General features: G+C 68.5%; 15 protein-coding genes and 1 pseudogene. 11 read left to right on the forward strand and 5 right to left on the reverse strand.

Going from position 1 to position 16,863, the window contains the following annotated elements; all coding sequences use genetic code 11:
* Positions 1–7: 7 nt before the first annotated feature.
* Positions 8–1,021 (reverse strand): LacI family DNA-binding transcriptional regulator, encoded by a 1,014-nt coding sequence (locus RTY13_RS08555; protein WP_312782672.1) that lies wholly within the window; start codon positions 1,019–1,021, stop codon positions 8–10.
* A gap of 155 nt (positions 1,022–1,176) precedes the next feature.
* Here RTY13_RS08555 and RTY13_RS08560 point away from each other — a divergent pair, with 155 nt between their 5' ends.
* The 6 genes from RTY13_RS08560 (at position 1,177) to RTY13_RS08585 (ending at position 10,954) form a co-directional block, all read left to right on the forward strand.
* Positions 1,177–3,240, forward strand: coding sequence for a glycoside hydrolase family 97 protein (locus RTY13_RS08560; protein ID WP_312782674.1), 2,064 nt, complete (start codon positions 1,177–1,179; stop codon positions 3,238–3,240).
* A gap of 80 nt (positions 3,241–3,320) precedes the next feature.
* Positions 3,321–4,787 carry an MFS transporter gene (locus tag RTY13_RS08565; protein WP_312783141.1) on the forward strand — a complete coding sequence of 489 codons (1,467 nt, stop codon included), beginning with the start codon at positions 3,321–3,323 and terminating at the stop codon, positions 4,785–4,787.
* Complete coding sequence (locus RTY13_RS08570; protein ID WP_312782677.1) at positions 4,784–5,713, forward strand: alpha/beta hydrolase-fold protein; 930 nt, start codon at positions 4,784–4,786, stop codon at positions 5,711–5,713. Before RTY13_RS08565 ends, RTY13_RS08570 begins: the two co-directional genes overlap by 4 nt.
* A 15-nt stretch (positions 5,714–5,728) precedes the next feature.
* A complete protein-coding gene (locus tag RTY13_RS08575; RefSeq protein WP_312782679.1) occupies positions 5,729–8,104 on the forward strand; it encodes a glucan 1,4-alpha-glucosidase in 2,376 nt (791 codons plus the stop codon).
* A gap of 147 nt (positions 8,105–8,251) precedes the next feature.
* Positions 8,252–9,508: a D-amino acid dehydrogenase gene (locus RTY13_RS08580; RefSeq protein WP_409450298.1), complete on the forward strand. Its 1,257-nt coding sequence runs from the start codon at positions 8,252–8,254 to the stop codon at positions 9,506–9,508.
* 93 nt (positions 9,509–9,601) lie between these two features.
* On the forward strand, positions 9,602–10,954 hold the full coding sequence (locus RTY13_RS08585) for a Gfo/Idh/MocA family oxidoreductase (protein WP_312782680.1): 1,353 nt from the start codon (positions 9,602–9,604) through the stop codon (positions 10,952–10,954).
* Positions 10,955–10,959: 5 nt separating this feature from the next.
* On the opposite strand, the gene RTY13_RS08590 is transcribed toward RTY13_RS08585, so the two are convergent.
* Positions 10,960–11,235, reverse strand: a complete 276-nt coding sequence (locus tag RTY13_RS08590) for a hypothetical protein (protein ID WP_312782681.1) — start codon at positions 11,233–11,235, stop codon at positions 10,960–10,962.
* A gap of 123 nt (positions 11,236–11,358) precedes the next feature.
* Between RTY13_RS08590 and RTY13_RS08595 the strand changes: the two genes are divergently transcribed.
* The 5 genes from RTY13_RS08595 (at position 11,359) to RTY13_RS08615 (ending at position 14,004) form a co-directional block, all read left to right on the forward strand.
* Positions 11,359–11,610: a hypothetical protein gene (locus RTY13_RS08595; protein WP_312782683.1), complete on the forward strand. Its 252-nt coding sequence runs from the start codon at positions 11,359–11,361 to the stop codon at positions 11,608–11,610.
* A gap of 39 nt (positions 11,611–11,649) precedes the next feature.
* Entirely contained in the window at positions 11,650–12,117 is a 468-nt protein-coding gene (locus tag RTY13_RS08600; RefSeq protein WP_312783145.1) for a ribonuclease T2 family protein, read from the forward strand.
* A gap of 59 nt (positions 12,118–12,176) precedes the next feature.
* Positions 12,177–12,554, forward strand: a complete 378-nt coding sequence (locus tag RTY13_RS08605; RefSeq protein WP_312782685.1) for a hypothetical protein — start codon at positions 12,177–12,179, stop codon at positions 12,552–12,554.
* Between the two features lie 27 nt (positions 12,555–12,581).
* A complete protein-coding gene (locus RTY13_RS08610) occupies positions 12,582–13,355 on the forward strand; it encodes a hypothetical protein (RefSeq protein WP_312782687.1) in 774 nt (257 codons plus the stop codon).
* A 97-nt stretch (positions 13,356–13,452) separates the two neighbouring features.
* Complete coding sequence (locus RTY13_RS08615; protein ID WP_312782689.1) at positions 13,453–14,004, forward strand: hypothetical protein; 552 nt, start codon at positions 13,453–13,455, stop codon at positions 14,002–14,004.
* Here the strand turns inward: RTY13_RS08615 and RTY13_RS08620 are convergent.
* The 3 genes and pseudogenes from RTY13_RS08620 to RTY13_RS08630 form a co-directional block, all read right to left on the reverse strand.
* Positions 14,001–14,954 carry a hypothetical protein gene (locus RTY13_RS08620; RefSeq protein ID WP_312782691.1) on the reverse strand — a complete coding sequence of 318 codons (954 nt, stop codon included), beginning with the start codon at positions 14,952–14,954 and terminating at the stop codon, positions 14,001–14,003. The genes RTY13_RS08615 and RTY13_RS08620 overlap by 4 nt on opposite strands.
* A gap of 98 nt (positions 14,955–15,052) precedes the next feature.
* Positions 15,053–15,820, reverse strand: a pseudogene (locus RTY13_RS08625) (ABC transporter permease).
* Positions 15,820–16,767, reverse strand: coding sequence for an ABC transporter ATP-binding protein (locus RTY13_RS08630; protein WP_312782693.1), 948 nt, complete (start codon positions 16,765–16,767; stop codon positions 15,820–15,822). Before RTY13_RS08630 ends, RTY13_RS08625 begins: the two are co-directional and overlap by 1 nt.
* Positions 16,768–16,863: the final 96 nt, after the last annotated feature.

Genomic DNA, 16,863 nt, shown 5'->3' on the forward strand with positions numbered 1-16,863 from the left:
GGTGGGATCAGCCGCCGCAGCTCTCGCGCACGATGAGGTCGGTGGGCACGCGCTCCGAGCGGCCGGCGGCGTCGCCGCCGTGGTCCAGCAGTTTGGACACCATCAGGCGACCCGCCTTCATCGTGTCCTGGGCGATGGTGCTGAGCGCCGGGCTGGAGTAGCGGCTGAAGGGCACGTTGTCGAAGCCGATGACCGAAACGTCGCCCGGCACGCTGCGGCCCGCATGGATAAGGGCGCGCACGGCGCCCAGGGCGATCTGGTCGCTGGCGCAGACCACGCCGTCAAAGACGACGCCGCGCCGGATCAGGGACTCGACCGAGGCCTCGGCGGACTCGACCTCGAAGTGGGCGTCAACGATCAGGGCCGGATCGACCGGCAGACCCGCGCTGGCGAGGGCGTCCAGATAGCCGCGATGGCGCTGCATGGCCTCGGGCGGATCAAGGTCGCCGAGGAAGACGATGCGCTTTCGCCCCAACCGCGCCAGATGCAGGGTCGCCCGACGCCCGCCATTGATATTGTCCGAGCCGATCGAGCAATAGAGCTGATCGGGCAGTTCGGCGCCCCAGACGACAAAGCGCGCCTCGGTCTCGACCAGGCGGTTGAAGGCGGCGTGCAGGGTGCTTTGGCCCAGGAAGATGACGCCGTCGGCGCGGCTGGTGGTCATGGCGGCGGCCACGTCTTCATAGGTGGCGGGGGCCAGATGGCTCATGATCAGGTCGCAGCCGCGCTCGCGCGCCGCCTCGCCCACCCCAGCCAGCAGTTCCAGAAAGAAGGGGTCGCTGAGACGCCCTTCGCGCCCCTGCGGACGCGGCACCACCAGGGCGATGGTCGCCTCGGCGCCGATGGGACCGGCGGGCATGTAGCGACGGAACGGATAGTCGTGCTCGCGCGCCAACTTCCAGATCAGCTGCTTGGTCCGGTCATTGACCGCCGGATGGTCGTTCAGGGCGCGCGACGCCGTGGAGATGGAGACCCCCGCCAGCTGGGCCAGGTCTTCCAGTCGCGTGGACTTGCGGCTCAAGGGTCGCGGGCTCCGGAATCAGTCGCTGCAAAATTTGCTGCAAATCTTGCTCTCTCATGCGCCCGTCAAACGGCGTCTGGCAAGAGCCTTCGTAACCGGCCTCAAGCAGTCCCGCGCCGTGCGCGCGGCGATAGGCCCAAAAGGGTATCCTGAAAATGTTGAAACGCCGCTCCTTCCTCGCCCTGGGCACGGTCTCGGCTCTCGCTTTCGGCGCGCCCGTGGCGGCGCAGACGACCTCGAACGCCGTGCGCGCCTCGTCGCCGGGCGGGGTGCTGACGATCGAGATGGCCACCGACAACGACGGGCGCCCGACCTATGCGGTCAGCCGTCTGGGCAGGAAGGTCGTGGACACCTCATGGCTGGGCTTCCTGCTGACCGATGCACCCATGCTGGAGCGCAACATGACCCTGACGGCGGGCGCCCCCGTCACGGTCGACGAGACCTGGGAGCAGCCCTGGGGCGAGCGCCGCTATGTGCGCAACCACTACAACGAATGGCGGGTCTCCTTCGCCGAGAAGGCGGGTCTGCGCCGTCGTTTCGACGTGGTCTGCCGCCTCTATGACGACGGCCTGGGCTTCCGCTACGAATTCCCCGAACAGGACGGGCTGAAGACCGTCCGCATCGGCGCCGAACTGACCGAGTTCAACCTGTCGGAGGACGGCGAGGCCTGGTGGATTCCAGCCTGGGAATGGAACCGCGAGGAATACCTCTACAACCGCACCCGCATCGACGCGGTCGGCAGCGCCCAGACGCCGATGACGGTGCGCGGGGACTCGGGCCTGCACGTCTCGATCCACGAGGCGGCCCTGATCGACTATGCGGGCATGAACCTGCGCCGCGCCGAGGGGCTGAAGTTCCGCGCCCAGCTGACCCCCGGCCTGACCAACGCCGCCGTGGTGCGGCAGGCCCCCTTCCACACCCCGTGGCGCACGCTGCAGATCAGCGACAGCGCCGCCGGCCTGGTCGAATCCAGCCTGATCCTGAACCTGAACGAACCCAACAAGCTGGGCGACGTCAGCTGGTTCAAGCCGATGAAATACCTCGGCGTCTGGTGGGAGATGCACCTGGAGCTGAAGTCCTGGGGGTCCGGCCCCAAGCACGGCGCCACCACCGAAAACGCCATCAAACATATCGACTTCGCCGCCGAGCACGGCTTCGGCGGGGTGCTGGTCGAGGGCTGGAACAAGGGCTGGGACGGCGACTGGTTCGCCAACGGCTCGGACTTCAGCTTCACCGAATCCTATCCCGATTTCGACATCGAGCGGGTGACGGCGCACGGCCGGGCCAAAGGCGTGCAGCTGATCGGCCACCACGAGACGGGCGGCAACGCCTTCCACTATGAGCAGCAGCTCGAACCGGCCATGGCCCTGTATCAACGGCTGGGCATGCATTCGGTGAAGACCGGCTATGTCGCCGACGCCGGCGGGGCGCGTGTGGCCGGACCCGACGGCCGCGCCGTCATGGCCTGGCACGAGAGCCAACCCATGGCCCAACACCACATGCGCGTCATCGAAACGGCGGCGAAACATCAGGTCGCGGTCAACGCCCACGAACCGTTCAAGGACACCGGCCTGCGCCGCACCTACCCCAACATGATCAGCCGCGAAGGCGCGCGGGGCATGGAGTTCAGCGCATGGGGCCAGCCGGGCAACCCGCCCGAGCACGAGGCCAATCTGGTCTTCACCCGCCTTCTGGCCGGGCCGATGGACTATACGCCCGGCATCTTCGGCATGGAGACGCGCAGCCCCGGCGGCATCCAGACCACCTGGGCCAAGCAGTTGGCCCTCTATGTCGTCATCTACAGCCCGATCCAGATGGCGGCCGACCTGCTGGTCCACTACGAGGCCAACCCCGCGCCCTTCCAGTTCATCAAGGACGTGCCGGTCGACTGGGCCGAGACCAAGGTTCTGGACGGCGAGATCGGCGACTTCGTCGTGATCGCCCGCAAGGATCGCCAATCCGACGTCTGGGCCCTGGGCGCCGTGTCGGATGAACATCCGCGCAGCCTGAGCGCCTCGTTGAGCTTCCTCGACGCCGGTCGCCGCTATCGCGCGGAGATTTATCGCGACGGCCCCGACGCCGATTATCGCGGCAAGCGCGAGGACATCGTCATCGAGCAGCGCGAGGTGACGTCCACTGATACCCTGACGCTGAACCTGGCCCCCGGCGGCGGTCAGGCCATCCGCTTCGTGCCGCTGGGAAGGAAGTCGCGTCGATGAGCGAAGCCGCCCCCGTCCTGTCCGCTGAGGCCGGAAAGCCGCGCGCCACGCGTCCGAAACTGCCCCGCCCTCGTCTGTCGATGTGGGCGATCTGGAACATGTGCGTCGGCTTCTTCGGCATCCAGATCGGCTTCGGTCTGCAGAACGCCAACACCAGCCGCATCTTCCAGACCCTGGGCGCCGAGATCGACAGCCTGGCCATCCTATGGATCGCCGCGCCGGTGACGGGCCTGCTGGTCCAGCCGATCATCGGCCACTTCAGCGACAAGACCTGGGGGCGGCTGGGCCGTCGTCGGCCCTACTTCCTGTTCGGCGCCCTGCTGACCTCGGCGGCCCTTGTAGCGATGCCGAACAGCCCGACCCTGTGGTTCGCCGCCGCCATGCTGTGGATCATGGACGCCTCCATCAACATCACAATGGAGCCGTTCCGCGCCTTCGTCGGCGACAATCTGCCGGAGGAGCAACGCACCGCCGGCTATGCCATGCAGAGCTTCTTCATCGGCACGGGTGCGGTCTTCGCCTCGGTCCTGCCGTGGCTGCTGTCCAATGTCTTCCACGTCGCCTCGACGGCGGCGGAGGGGGCGGTGCCCCTGTCGGTGAAGATCGCCTTCTACGTCGGGGCGGCGGGCCTGCTGGCCACGGTGCTTTGGACGGTCTTCACTACCAAGGAATACAGCCCCGCCGAGATCGCCGCCTTCGACGGCGTGGCCGAGAACGACCCGGCCCCGACTTCGCCGGAACGGGGCGCCGGCCTCTATGGCCTCGGCGGCCTGACCTTCCTGGGCCTGGGCGCGGCGGTCGCCGCCGTCGTCTTCGCCTCGGGATGGGAAAAGGAGCTCTATATCCTGGCCGGGGCTTTGGCCGTCTTCGGCGCCCTGCAGTTGGCTGTCGCCGCCTTCCGCCGGGCGGCGCAGACCAACGGCCTGACCGAGATCCTCGACGACGTCTTCGCCATGCCCGACACCATGAAGGGTCTGGCCGTGGTCCAGTTCTTCAGCTGGTTCGCCCTGTTCTCGATGTGGATCTACACCACGGCCACGGTGACGGCGGTCCACTATGGCTCCTCCGATCCGACCAGCGCGGCCTACAACGCCGGGGCCGACTGGGTGGGGGTGCTGTTCGGGATCTATAACGGGGTGGCGGCGCTGGCCGCCTTCCTGATCCCGGTCGTCGCCCGGCGGACGGGCCGTCGCGGCGCCCACGCCATCAATCTAGTGCTCGGCGGTCTGGGCCTGATCGGCGTGGCCGTCATCCGCGATCCGGCCCTGTTGTGGCTGCCGATGATCGGGGTGGGCTTCGCCTGGGCCTCGATCCTGTCCATGCCCTACGCCATTCTGGCGGGCGCCCTGCCGGGGCGGAAGATGGGCGTCTACATGGGCGTCTTCAACATCTTCATCGTCGTGCCCCAGCTGCTGGCCGCGACCATTCTGGGCCTGATCCTGAAACACCTGTTCGCGGGGCAGGCGGTCTATGCCCTGATCATCGGCGGCGTCAGCTTCTTCGTCGCCGCCGTCTCGGCCCTGTTCGTGCGCGAGCACAAGGCATGAGCCTCTCGCGCCGCATGACCCTGGGCCTGCTGGCCTCCCTACCCTTGGCAGGCAAGGCGATGGCGGACATCCCGGTGGATGGCAAACTGGTCGAACACCCCGACTTCGCCTCCGCCCACGTCCAGCCGCGCAACGTCACCGTCTGGCTACCCCCCGGCTATGAGGCGGGGTCGAGCCGCCATCCCGTCCTCTACATGCACGACGGCCAGAACCTGTTCGACGCCTCGAAAGCCAATTTCGGCGAGTGGGGCGTGGACGAGCATCTGGGCCGACTGATCGCCAAGGGCCAGGTCCGCGCCCCGATCGTGGTGGGGATCTGGAACACGCCGCTTCGCTTACGTGAATATGTCCCCGCCGACCTGATCCAGGCCCTGCCCGCCGAGGTCCGCGACGATGTTCAGGCCATCTATGGCGGCGCGCCGCTGTCGGACGCCTACCTGCGCTTCATGGTCGAGGAGCTGAAGCCCTTCATCGACCGGACCTATCGCACCCTGACCGGACCGGCGGACACCCTGATCAGCGGCTCCAGCATGGGCGGTCTGATCTCCCTCTATGCGGTGATGAAGCATCCCGAGGTCTTCGGCGCCGCCGCCTGTCTGTCGACCCACTGGCCCCTGCGCATCGATGGTCTGGACGACCCGGCGGCCCTCGCCGTCTGGCGCGACAAGGTGGTCGGGGCCTGGACCCGCGTGGTGGCGAACGGTCTGCCCGCGCCGGGGTCGCACCGCTTCTATTTCGATCGCGGCGACGAGACCCTGGATCAGTTCTACGCCGTCTTCCAGAGCCGCATCGACGCCGTCTTCCGCGAGCGCGGCTACGGCCCGCGCGACTTCCAGACCCTGTTGTTCCCCGGCGCCCAGCACAATGAGGCCTCGTGGAACGGCCGCCTCGACGTGCCGCTGAAATTCCTGCTGACGCCTGCCTGAGTGAAAGGTTTTCCCATGCGTATCTTCAAGAGCCTGATCCTGGCCGGCGCCGCCGCCTCCGTCCTGACCGGCGCCGCCCATGCCCAGGTCGCGCCCAATGTCGCCCCGGGCGCGCCGGGCGAGGCCCCGACCTGGGCCTATGCCGCCAAGGTCGGCGCCGGCACGGCCTATGAAGCCTATGTCGACGGCGCCTATCGCGACGGCGGGCCGACCGGGACCGTCTCCAAGGTCTGGTTCTCCATCGCCGACGGGGTGCTGACCGAGACCATGTACGGCCTGATCCATGAGGCCCAGATCAAGCAGCTGCGCCTGGCCGTGATGACCGACAGCGGCCTGGCCGTCGAGGGAACGGACACCGACTTCACCATCGACTACCTGCACAAGGACGCGCAGGGCCGCCCCCTGTCGCCCGCCTATCGCGTGACGACGACCGACAAGGCCGGGCGCTTCGCCATCGACAAGCAGGTCTTCACCGACCCCGACCGTCAGGCCCTGATCCTGCGCGTCACCGTGCGGGCGCTGAAGGGCAGCGTGACCCCCTATGTCCTGCTGGAGCCGCACATGGCCAATACCGGCGTGGACGACCGGGGCGAGGCGGCCTCGACCGGCCTCTACGCCCACGAAGGCGCCGTTCATCTTTCCTTACGTCCCAGCGCTCCGTTCGAGGCCGCCAGCGTCGGCTTCATGGGCGCATCGGACGGCCTGACCGGGCTGAAGGCCGGCGCCCTGCCCGCCTTCACGACCACGGGCGACGCAGGCGGAAACATCATGCTGACCGGCGCCCTGCCGCGTCTGGAACAGGGCCAGAGCCTGAGCCGCGACTTCGTCATCGGCTTCGGCGACAGCCGCGCCGCCGCCGAGGCTCAAGCGGACGCCGCCTTCGCCACCGGCCTCGACGAAGTGCTGAAGCGCTTCAACGGCGAGGGCGAGCGAGTGGGCTGGGAGGACTATGTCGCCTCCCTGAGTGAGCTGCCGCGCGTGGCGGCGCAATCCACCGACGGCGGCAAGCTGGCCTATGCCTCGGCCTTGATGCTGAAGGTTCAGGAGGACCACACCCACGCCGGCGCCCTGATCGCCTCCCTGTCCAACCCCTGGGGCGACACGGTGGACGCGTCGAAGCCCTCGACCGGCTACAAGGCGGTCTGGCCGCGCGACTTCTATCAGGTGGCCATGGCCTTCGCGGCGCTCGGCGACAAGGAGACGCCCCTGGCGGCCTTCCACTACCTGCCCCAGGTCCAGGTCGGGTCGGACACGCCGGGCAACAAGGGCGACGGCGGCTGGTTCCTGCAGAAGACCCATGTCGACGGCACGCTGGAATGGATGGCGGTCCAGCTGGACCAGACGGCCATGCCCATCATGCTGGGCCATCGCCTGTGGACCATGGGCTGGCTGTCCGACGCCGACATGACCGACATGTACGCCAGGATGCTGAAGCCCGCGGCCGACTTCCTGGTCGACGGCGGCAAGGTGGACATCGACTGGAACCAGAACGAGATCCGTCCGCCCTTCACCCAGCAGGAGCGCTGGGAGGAGCAGCAGGGTTATTCCCCGTCCAGCACCGCCGCCGTCGTGGCCGGTCTGACGGTGGCCGCCGAGATGGCGCGGGCCGCAGGCGATGCGCCGGGCGCCGCCCGCTATCAGGCCGCCGCCGATCGCTACGCCGGTCAGATCGAGGCCAGCATGTTCACCACCAGCGGCGACTTCGGCGACGGGCGCTACTACGTCCGCATCACCCGCAACACCAACCCCAATGACAAGGCCCCGATCGGCGAGGCCAACGGCCAGATCGCGCCCCCCGAGGACCATGTGATCGACGGCGGCTTCCTGGAACTGGTGCGCTATGGCGTGCGGGCGGCCGATGACGCGCATGTCGTGGCGACCCTGGGCGAATACGATGACACGGCGCGCGAGGACCTGTACCGCGTCCGCTATGATTTCGGACCGGCGGACGACACCACCCCCGGCTGGCGTCGCTACGGCGTCGACGGCTACGGCGAGGACGTCTCGGACGGCAAGGGCTACGGCGTCGGCGGGATCATGGCGCCGGGCCAGCGCGGCCGGGTCTGGCCCTTCTTCACCGGCGAGCGCGGCCACTATGAGCTGGCCCGCGCCCTTCAGGCCGGGACCGCCGACGCGGCCGCGCTGAACGCCATCCGCCAGACCTATGTGCGCGGCATGGAGCGCTTCGCCAACGCGGGCCTGCTGCTGCCCGAACAGGTCTGGGACGGGGTCGGCGCTCCGACCGCGCACAACGAGGCCATGGGCGAAGGCACCAACTCGGCCACGCCCCTGGCCTGGACCCACGCCGAATACCTGAAGCTGCTGCGCTCGCTGGCGGACAAGGCGGTCTGGGATCGCTACGCCCCGGTGGAGGCGCGCTTCATAAAATGAGCAAATAATCGGCCCGGATCAGCGCGATCCGGGCCGAACTGTTTCAACAAACACACATGGTGCAGCGCACACGTTCCGGCGGCGCTCGACAAACGCAAAAACTGGTCTAGGGAACTGGCGCGGGGAACTTCGCGTAAGGTCAAGACCATGAAGATCGCAGTCCTGGGCGCCGGCGTCATCGGGGTGACGACGGCCCACTATCTGGCCAAGGCCGGGCATGAGGTCACGGTGATCGACCGCCAGAGCGGCCCGGCGCTGGAGACCAGCTTCGCCAACGCCGGCGAACTGTCGCCCGGCTATTCCTCGCCCTGGGCCGCGCCGGGCATCCCGGCCAAGGCGGTCAAGTGGCTGTTCATGCGTCACGCCCCGCTGATCCTGCAGCCCCACATGAATGTGGCGACCGTGCGCTGGCTGCTGGCCCTGCTGCGCAACTGCACCTCGGCCCGCTATGCCCTGAACAAGGCGCGGATGGTGCGTCTGGCCGAGTACAGCCAGGAGGTTCAGACCGCCCTGAACGCCGAGCTGGGCCTGCAGTACGACCACCGCACCCAGGGCACCCTGCAGCTGTTCCGCACGCAAAAGCAGCTGGACGGCATCTACAAGGACACCGAGGTCCTGCGTCAGGGCGGGGTGCCGTTCGAGGTGCTGGATCAGGACGGCTGCATCGCCGCCGAGCCGGGCCTGAAGGCCACGCGCGACCTGTTCGTCGGCGGCCTGCGCCTGCCCAAGGACGAGACCGGCGACTGCTTCAAGTTCACCAATGCGCTGGGCGATGTGGCGGTCGGTCAGGGCGTGACCTTCCTCTACGACACCGCCATCAAGGCTCTGGTCACCGACAAGGGCCGCATCTCGGGCGTCGAGACCAGCCGGGGCCGTATCACCGCCGACGCCTATGTCCTGGCCCTGGGCAGCCATTCGCCGCAGATGGTCAAGCCGCTGGGCCTGACCCTGCCGGTCTATCCGGTGAAGGGCTATTCGATTACCGCCCCGATCATCAACGAGTCCGCCGCCCCCGTCTCGACCATCATGGACGAGAGCTACAAGGTGGCCATCACCCGTCTGGGCGACCGCATTCGCGTCGGCGGCATGGCCGAGATCTCGGGCTACAACAACGTCCTGCCGGCACAGCGCCGCAACACGCTGGAGCATTCGGTCGGCTCGCTCTTCCCCGGCGCGGGCGACCTGAAGGCGGCGACCTACTGGTCCGGCCTGCGCCCGATGACGCCGGACGGCACCCCGGTCATCGGGGGGACGAAGTTCGACAACCTCTTCCTGAACACCGGCCACGGGACGCTGGGCTGGACCATGGCCTGCGGCTCGGCCCGCGTCATCGCCGACATCGTCAGCGGCCAGACCCCGGACATCGAGACGGCGGATCTGGGGATTGCCCGGTACGGGCGCTGATCGGCCGGCCTCGCCCCTCGCGGGCGAGGGATGACGCGCACTACATGATCGCCTAAGCCAGGGTGGACCACCGAACATTCGGAGCCCCCGCCCATGGACCGCCGCGCCTTCATCGCCGCTTCTTCCGCCGCCGCCGCGAGCCTGGCTACGCCCGCCCTGGCCCGGACGCGCGACAGCACCGACCGGCTGCAGATCGGGATCATCGGCACGGGCCTGCGAGCGCAGAGCCTGATGCCCATCCTGCTGAAGCGCGACGACGTGGACATTGTCGCCATCTGCGACATCGAGCCCCTGATGATCGCCCGCGCCAAGGGCATGATCGCCGCCGCCGGCCGCCCCGCGCCGCGCGCCTATGAGGGGGCGCCCGACCGGGCCTATCTGGACCTTCTGGCCCATCCCGACCTCGACGCCGTGGTCATCGCCACGCCCTGGGAATGGCACGCCCCCATGGCCATCGCCGCGATGGAGGCGAAAATCCCCGTCGCCTGCGAGGTCATCGCCGGTGTGACGCTTAAGGACCACTGGGACCTGATCGAGGTCCATGAGCGCACCGGCACGCCGTACATGGTGCTGGAGAACGTCTGCTATCGCCGCGACGTCCTGGCGGCGCTGAACATGGTGCGGGCCGGTCTGTTCGGCGAGCTGGTCCACCTGCAAGGCGGCTATCAGCACGACCTGCGCGCGGTGAAGTTCAACAGCGGCGACCCGCAGAAACCCTATGGCGGCGGCGTCGAGTTCGGGCCGAAAGGCTGGTCCGAGGCGCGCTGGCGCACCTGGCACTCGGTCAACCGCAACGGCGAACTCTACCCCACCCACGGCATCGGCCCGATCGCCAACTACATCGACCTGAACCGGGGCAACCGGATGGTCAATCTGACCAGTCATTCGTCGAAGGCGCGCGGCCTGCACGACTATGTGGTCAAGACCGGCGGGGCCGATCACCCCAATGCCGCGGTCAAGTTCAAGCTGGGCGACGTGGTCACCACCTCAATCACCTGCGCCAACGGCGAGACCATCCTGCTGCAGCACGACACCAGCCTGCCCCGCCCCTATTCGCTGGGCTTCCGGGTCCAGGGTACGGGCGGCCTCTGGATGGATCTGAACAAGTCGGTCCACATCGAGGGCCGCAGCCCGGCCCATCAGTGGGAGGCCCAGGACGCCTGGTTCGAGCAGTACGACCACCCCCTATGGAAGACCCATGAGAGCGTGGCCGCAGGATCGGGCCATGGCGGCATGGACTTCTTCGTCATTCACGCCTTCATCGAGGCCCTCAAGGCCAAGGCCCCCATGCCGCTGGACATCTATGACGGGGTCAGCTGGAGCGCGATCACGCCCCTGTCGGAACAGTCGATCGCGGAGGGCAACCGCACCCTGGACTTCCCCGACTTCACCCGCGGCCAGTGGAGCCAGCGCCGGCCCAGCTTCGGCTTCGACAGGCGCTACTGACCGCCCTAGCGCTTGCCCATCAGGGGCGAGAACAGGGTGTTGACCTCGTCCATCTGGCCATGGCCCTGGGCGGCGCGATGCTCCAGGTCGTCGGCTCTTTCCTGCAACTCCCTGGCCCGGGCCGCGCGCGGATCGTCCTCGGGCACGGCGGCCAGGGAGGGGCGCCGCGCCTCCAGCTCGGCCAGAAGCTCGTCGAACCGGGCCTGGTTCATCGCCTCCCCCTGTTCGAACAGGGCGATCGCCTCTTCCAGAGCGGCTTCGAAGGCGGCTTGATCGGGCATGGACCTCGTTCCTCTTATGCTCACGCTTTTCAATGAGCGGAGGCGCGAGCGGGTTCCGTCTTGGCCGTCGCTCACGAAGGGTTTACGGCGGGTCCTGTCCTTCTCGCCTGCGGAGCGCCCCTGATGCGGACCCCGAACCTGCCCGCCGCCCTGCTGGCCCTGCCCCTTCTGCTGGCCGCGTGCGAGGCCCTGCCCCCGGCGCCGGCCAGCCAGACGGCCGCCGCCGAGGGCGCCGTCTGCGCCGTGCCCGCCGACCTGACCCCCGCCCGCCCCTATGCCCCGCCCGCCGACGAGGTGGCCGCTGACGTGCCGGTCGCCTTCAACATGCTGGCCGTCAGTTGGTCGCCCCAGGCCTGCCGCTCGGGCAAGGACTAGCCGGACGAACGCCATCAGTGCGCCGACAACCAGTTCGGCCTGACCCTGCACGGCCTGTGGCCCAATGGCGCCGACAACAGGCACCCGCGCTACTGCGCCGCCCCCGGCCCGGCCATCCCCGTCGCCACGGTGAAGAAGCACTTCTGCATGACCCCCTCGCCGTCCTTGCAACAGCACGAATGGGCCGCTCACGGCACCTGCGGCTGGGACAGCCCCGAGGCCTATTTCGAACAGGCCGCGCGCATGTGGAACGGCCTCAACAAGCCTGACCTGGAGGCCATCCCGGCCGAGCGCCTGACCGCCGGCGCCATCCGCGACGCCTTCGTGGCCTCAAACCCCGGCCTGCCGCGCGAGGGCGTCTTCATCGCCACGACGGACGGCTGGTTCCGCGAGGCCCGGCTCTGCTACTCCAAGGACTATCGCCCCATGCGCTGCCCGCGCGGCCTGGGCGCCCCCGACCGCGAGCGGCTTAAGCTGGCGCCCACAGGGCCGCAAACGACCCGTTAACCGAAGCGGCGCAGCCTGGCATCCGCAGCCCCTGCGGGCCGTCTAGTGGAGCGCCGCCGATGTCGACCGTGCTGACCCAGAGCTATCGCCGCCAGCGCGACCATTTCGAGCCCCAGGACCTGGACCCACAGGAGCAGCGCCGCCTGCGCGGCCTGCTGGAGCAGATCGACTACGCCGCCTTCATCTCGAACCGCGAGGTCCTCGGCCAAACCCTGTCGCGAGTGGACGTCGGAACCTTTCAGAAGCTGGCGGTCCTGACCGCCAATGCCCGCGCCCGCTGGGCCGCGGAAGCCCTGCGCCTGTCGGAATCGGGCTCGGCCGTGACGGTCGACCAGACCGCCCGCCTGACCGCCGCCCGCACCGCCTACGAGGAACTGGCCGAAGCCTACGAGGCCCTGCGCCGCATGGTCGAACGCGGCTACCTGACCTTGCGCTAGGCGCCGTCCCATGCGCCTATCGGCGACATGATCGCCCCGGCAGCCCTTCTATTCGCCCTGCTCGCCGTCGCTCCGGCGGCCGCCCAGGTCGAGGACGGCTGGACCGTGACGGAGGCGAGCGGCGCCCTGATCGCCAGCGCCAGCTATGAGAGCGGCCAGTCCTTTGTCGTCCGATGCCGCAATAAGCGCCTGGACGTCATGATGACCGGCCTGCCGACCGAATCCGGCCCGCAAACCCGTCGGCTCGAATGGGCGGTGCAAGGCGAGAAGCATCAGAGACAGACCTGGCTCAACCTTCCCGATCAGCCCATGATCTTCGCCAGTCGCCCCGTCCATGTCGCCCGCATCTTGAGAAAGGGCGGCACGGCTTCCGTTCGATTGCCAGCCAGCAGCGAAACCGCCCCGGCGCGTCGATACGACCTGCCTCTCCCATCTGACGCTGACGGCCTCGATCAGGTCCTCGCCGCCTGCGAGGCCCGGCTGGACGATCCGCGTGACGATCTGATCGAGATCGATCCGCCCTATGAACGTCCCGGCGTCTTTCCCGACATCTGGCAAAGGCACGCGACACCGCAGTACCCCAACAGCGCCATGTCGGCCGGAGCCGGGGACGTCCTGTTCAGTTGCATTGTGGCCGAGGCCGGTCGAGTTCGAGACTGCCGCATCGAGATGGAGACCCCGCCTCGCGTCGGATTCGGTCAAGCGACGCTGGACGCCCTGCCTTCCTCGCGCCTGCGCCTCGGACCGGGCGTCGAGCCTGGCCGTCTCGTCATCAGCCGTATCCGCTACCGCCTGGACTAGAAGGGCCTGTCCAACCGCACGACCGGCCCTCGCCTAGATCACAGAACAACGATACCCAGACTTGCGCCAAGCGTTGCCGTTCCCCTTATCCAGGGGCATGAAACACCTGGCTCCCCTGCTCGCCGCCCTGCTCCTGCTCACGGCCTGCGGTCCCTCGACTCGCCCTGACGACGCGCCCGCACCCGTGGCCGACAACCGGAAGCTGACCGCCCTGTTCAATGCCGACCAGAAGGCGCGCAAGGGCGGCATCCCTGATCTGAAGGAGGGCTTGAGGATGAGTCTGGCCGACGCCGAGCGCCGGGCGCAGGTCCGGGCCATGCTGGACCGGGACGAGGTGCGTTCCGGCAAGGACTACTGGCGTGCTGGCTTCATCTTCCAGCATGGCGACCGGCCCGAAGACTTCCTGCTGGCCCACGCCCTGGCGACCGCCGCCCTGAACCTGGGGGAACAGGACGGCGCCTGGCTGGCCGCCGCCAGCCTGGATCGCTACCTGCTGGCCACAGACCGACCACAGATCTACGGCACCCAGTACATGGCGTTGTCGGGCCAGCCGACGATCCAGAGCGCCCTCGACCGCGACCTGCTCACCGACGCCGTTCGCAAGGCGACCCGCGTGCCGCCCCTGGCCGAGCAGACGCCCCCGCCCTAATCCAGCGGCTGCGGCTTGGTGACCACCGGGGCGTCGGGATCGGTCTGCGGCGGACGCGCCGCCGTCGGCGGGGGGCCTGGGGGCTGAACCGGCTCAGGCTCGGGCGCTGGAGCGATCACCACCACGGGCGGCGGGGGAGCTGACGTCTCGACGTCGGCCGGAGGGGCCGAGTTGGCGGCCAGGGCTTCCGGCGAGGCGGCGGCCCGGCGCGGCGCAGGCCTGTTCCGCGCGACGGCGGGCGGCGTGGCGGCCTCAGCGGCGACGGTCTCCAGCGCGACGGGCGCCGCGATCGCCGCTGCGAGAGGTGTCTCAGCCGGAACCGACGAAGCGGCAGGCGCCGAGGGGGGCGCGACAGGAGCCGGTTCGCTGTTCGAGCGCGTGATGAGCCAGGTGGCCACCGGCGCCCCGATCACGACCACGGCGGCGGCGGCGATGTAGAAGGGCGAGCGGCTGCGGGCTCGGGCCTTGGACGTCGCCGCCAGGGGGGCCTCGATCACAGGCGCAGAGGCGACGCCCCGAGGCGCGGGCGTGGGCTCAGGAGCAGGCTTGGGCGCGGCGTGCGGCGTCGGGGCGCGGGGCGCGACCGGAGCCTCCGGCAAGGGCCGGGGCGTAGCGTCGACGGGCGCTGCCGGGGCGACGGGACGCGGGGGCGTCGGCGCGGTCGGCATCGGCGCCGTGAGCAGGGTCGGTCCGGCGGCGGGCGGCGGCGCGCGACGCTGCGGCACCAGGGAGCCGCCGAAGACCCCGCTCGAACCTTGCGAAGGAGCCGGACGCGGCGCGGTCGCCGCCGGAGCCGCCGGACGGGGCGCAGGCTTCGGCGCTTGCGGCATGGGCGGCGTCAGTCCCGTACCGCGCGGCAAAGGCCCGGCCATGAAGGTCGTCTGGGGCGGGCGGCCCCACTGCACCTGACGGCGGGCGAAGGGAACGGGCTTGTCGTCGGCGTCGGACATTCGGGCTCCGGCGCCGGGCGGCGCGCATCACGAAGGGGGTCGGCAGACCATCAAACTGCTGAGCGAGTTCGGCGGTTTCGTGACAGTCGCGCGCGTCCTCAATTCTTCAACCGATAGCCCGTCTTGAAGATCCACCCCACCACCGCCAGACAGGCGAAGAAGAAGCCCAGGGTGGCCGTCAGGCTCAATCCCACGCTGACGTCGCCGACGCCGTAGAAGGCCCAGCGGAAGCCCGAGATCAGATAGACCACCGGGTTGAACAGGGTCACCGTGCGCCAGGCCTCGGGCAGCATGTCGATCGAATAGAAGGCCCCGCCCAGGAAGGTCAGCGGCGTGACGATCAGCATGGGGATCATCTGCAGTTGCTCGAAGCTCTGCGACCAGACGCCGATGATGAAGCCGAACAGGCTGAAGGTGGTCGAGATCAGGATCAGGAAGGCCAGCATCTAGAAGGGGTGCAAGATCTGCAACGGCACGAACAGGGCCGCCGTCGCCAGGATGATCAACCCCAGCACCGCCGACTTGGTCGCCGCCGCTCCGACATAGGCGATGACGATCTCCAGCGGCGACACGGGCGCCGACAGGATCTCGTAGATGGTGCCGGTGAATTTCGGGAAATAGATGCCGAAGCTGGCGTTGAAGATCGACTGGGTGAACAGGCTCAGCATGATCAGGCCCGGCACGATGAAGGCGCCATAGGGCACGCCCCCGACCTCCTGCATCCGGCTGCCGATGGCTCCGCCGAAGACGACGAAATAGAGGGCCGTGGTGATCACCGGTGTGACGATCGACTGCCACAGGGTGCGCAGGGCCCGCGCCATCTCGAAACGATAGATGGCCCAGACGCCATGTCCGTTGAAGCTCATCACGCGGCCTCCCCGCCACTGTTGCTGTCGCGGTGAACCAGGCTGACGAAGATGTCTTCCAGCGAGCTCTGGCGGGTGTTCAGGTCCTTGAAGGCGACGCCCAGATCGGACAGGCGGCGCAGCAGCGACGGCACCCCGGTCTTCTCGGCGTGGGCGTCGAAGGCGTACTCCAGCTCCCCGCCCTCGTTCTTCAGGCTCAGGTCCCATTCGGCCAGTTCCGGCGGGATCGTCGCCATCGGCTCCTGCAGGTTCAGGGTCAGGGTCTTCTTGCCCAGCTTGCGCATCAGGGCCGCGGTCTTCTCGACCAGGATCAGCTCGCCCTTGAGGATGACACCGACCCGGTCGGCCATCTCCTCGGCCTCCTCGATGTAGTGGGTGGTCAGGATGATGGTGACGCCCTGATCGCGCAGCTGGCGCACCAGACCCCACATGTCGCGGCGCAGTTCCACGTCCACGCCCGCCGTGGGCTCGTCCAGGAACAGGATGTCGGGCTCGTGGCTCAGGGCCTTGGCGATCATGACGCGGCGCTTCATCCCGCCGGACAGGGTCATGATCTTGGCGTCCTTCTTGTCCCACAGACTGAGGTCGCGAAGGATGCGCTCGATCAGGGCCGGGTTCGGCGCCTTGCCGAACAGGCCCCGGCTGAAGGTGACGGTGGCCAGCACGGTCTCGAAGGCGTCGGTCGTCAATTCCTGCGGCACCAGGCCGATCTTGGTGCGGGCGGCGCGATAGTCCTTTTGGATGTCATGGCCGCCGGCGATCACGGTCCCGGTCGAGGGCGTGACGATGCCGCAGATGATCGAGATCATCGTCGTCTTGCCGGCCCCGTTCGGCCCCAGAAGGGCGAAGATCTCGCCCTTCTCGACCTCCAGATCGACGCGTTTCAGCGCCTGATGGCCGGATTTATAGGTCTTGGTCAGACCCTGAATGGTGATGACTGGCGGCATGGGCCCTCCCCGGCGTGGGATCGCAGATAGGCAGAGGGCGAGACAGGCTCAAGGCCCCCGCTCCGACACGGATCATTCGCACGACAACCGGGTTAT

It is taken from the genome of Brevundimonas sp., assembly GCF_032055285.1.
Lineage (GTDB): Bacteria > Pseudomonadota > Alphaproteobacteria > Caulobacterales > Caulobacteraceae > Brevundimonas.

What these genes read in the sequence shown, in the direction of transcription:
- RTY13_RS08630 (WP_312782693.1), bottom strand. Translation starts at nt 16,767, where the DNA reads ATGCCGCCAGTCATCACCATTCAGGGTCTGACCAAGACCTATAAATCC.
- RTY13_RS08605 (WP_312782685.1), top strand. Translation starts at nt 12,177, where the DNA reads ATGTCGACCGTGCTGACCCAGAGCTATCGCCGCCAGCGCGACCATTTC.
- RTY13_RS08565 (WP_312783141.1), top strand. Translation starts at nt 3,321, where the DNA reads ATGTGGGCGATCTGGAACATGTGCGTCGGCTTCTTCGGCATCCAGATC.
- RTY13_RS08580 (WP_409450298.1), top strand. Translation starts at nt 8,252, where the DNA reads ATGAAGATCGCAGTCCTGGGCGCCGGCGTCATCGGGGTGACGACGGCC.
- RTY13_RS08610 (WP_312782687.1), top strand. Translation starts at nt 12,582, where the DNA reads ATGATCGCCCCGGCAGCCCTTCTATTCGCCCTGCTCGCCGTCGCTCCG.
- RTY13_RS08575 (WP_312782679.1), top strand. Translation starts at nt 5,729, where the DNA reads ATGCGTATCTTCAAGAGCCTGATCCTGGCCGGCGCCGCCGCCTCCGTC.
- RTY13_RS08570 (WP_312782677.1), top strand. Translation starts at nt 4,784, where the DNA reads ATGAGCCTCTCGCGCCGCATGACCCTGGGCCTGCTGGCCTCCCTACCC.
- RTY13_RS08560 (WP_312782674.1), top strand. Translation starts at nt 1,177, where the DNA reads ATGTTGAAACGCCGCTCCTTCCTCGCCCTGGGCACGGTCTCGGCTCTC.
- RTY13_RS08590 (WP_312782681.1), bottom strand. Translation starts at nt 11,235, where the DNA reads ATGCCCGATCAAGCCGCCTTCGAAGCCGCTCTGGAAGAGGCGATCGCC.
- RTY13_RS08595 (WP_312782683.1), top strand. Translation starts at nt 11,359, where the DNA reads ATGCGGACCCCGAACCTGCCCGCCGCCCTGCTGGCCCTGCCCCTTCTG.
- RTY13_RS08585 (WP_312782680.1), top strand. Translation starts at nt 9,602, where the DNA reads ATGGACCGCCGCGCCTTCATCGCCGCTTCTTCCGCCGCCGCCGCGAGC.
- RTY13_RS08615 (WP_312782689.1), top strand. Translation starts at nt 13,453, where the DNA reads ATGAAACACCTGGCTCCCCTGCTCGCCGCCCTGCTCCTGCTCACGGCC.
- RTY13_RS08620 (WP_312782691.1), bottom strand. Translation starts at nt 14,954, where the DNA reads ATGTCCGACGCCGACGACAAGCCCGTTCCCTTCGCCCGCCGTCAGGTG.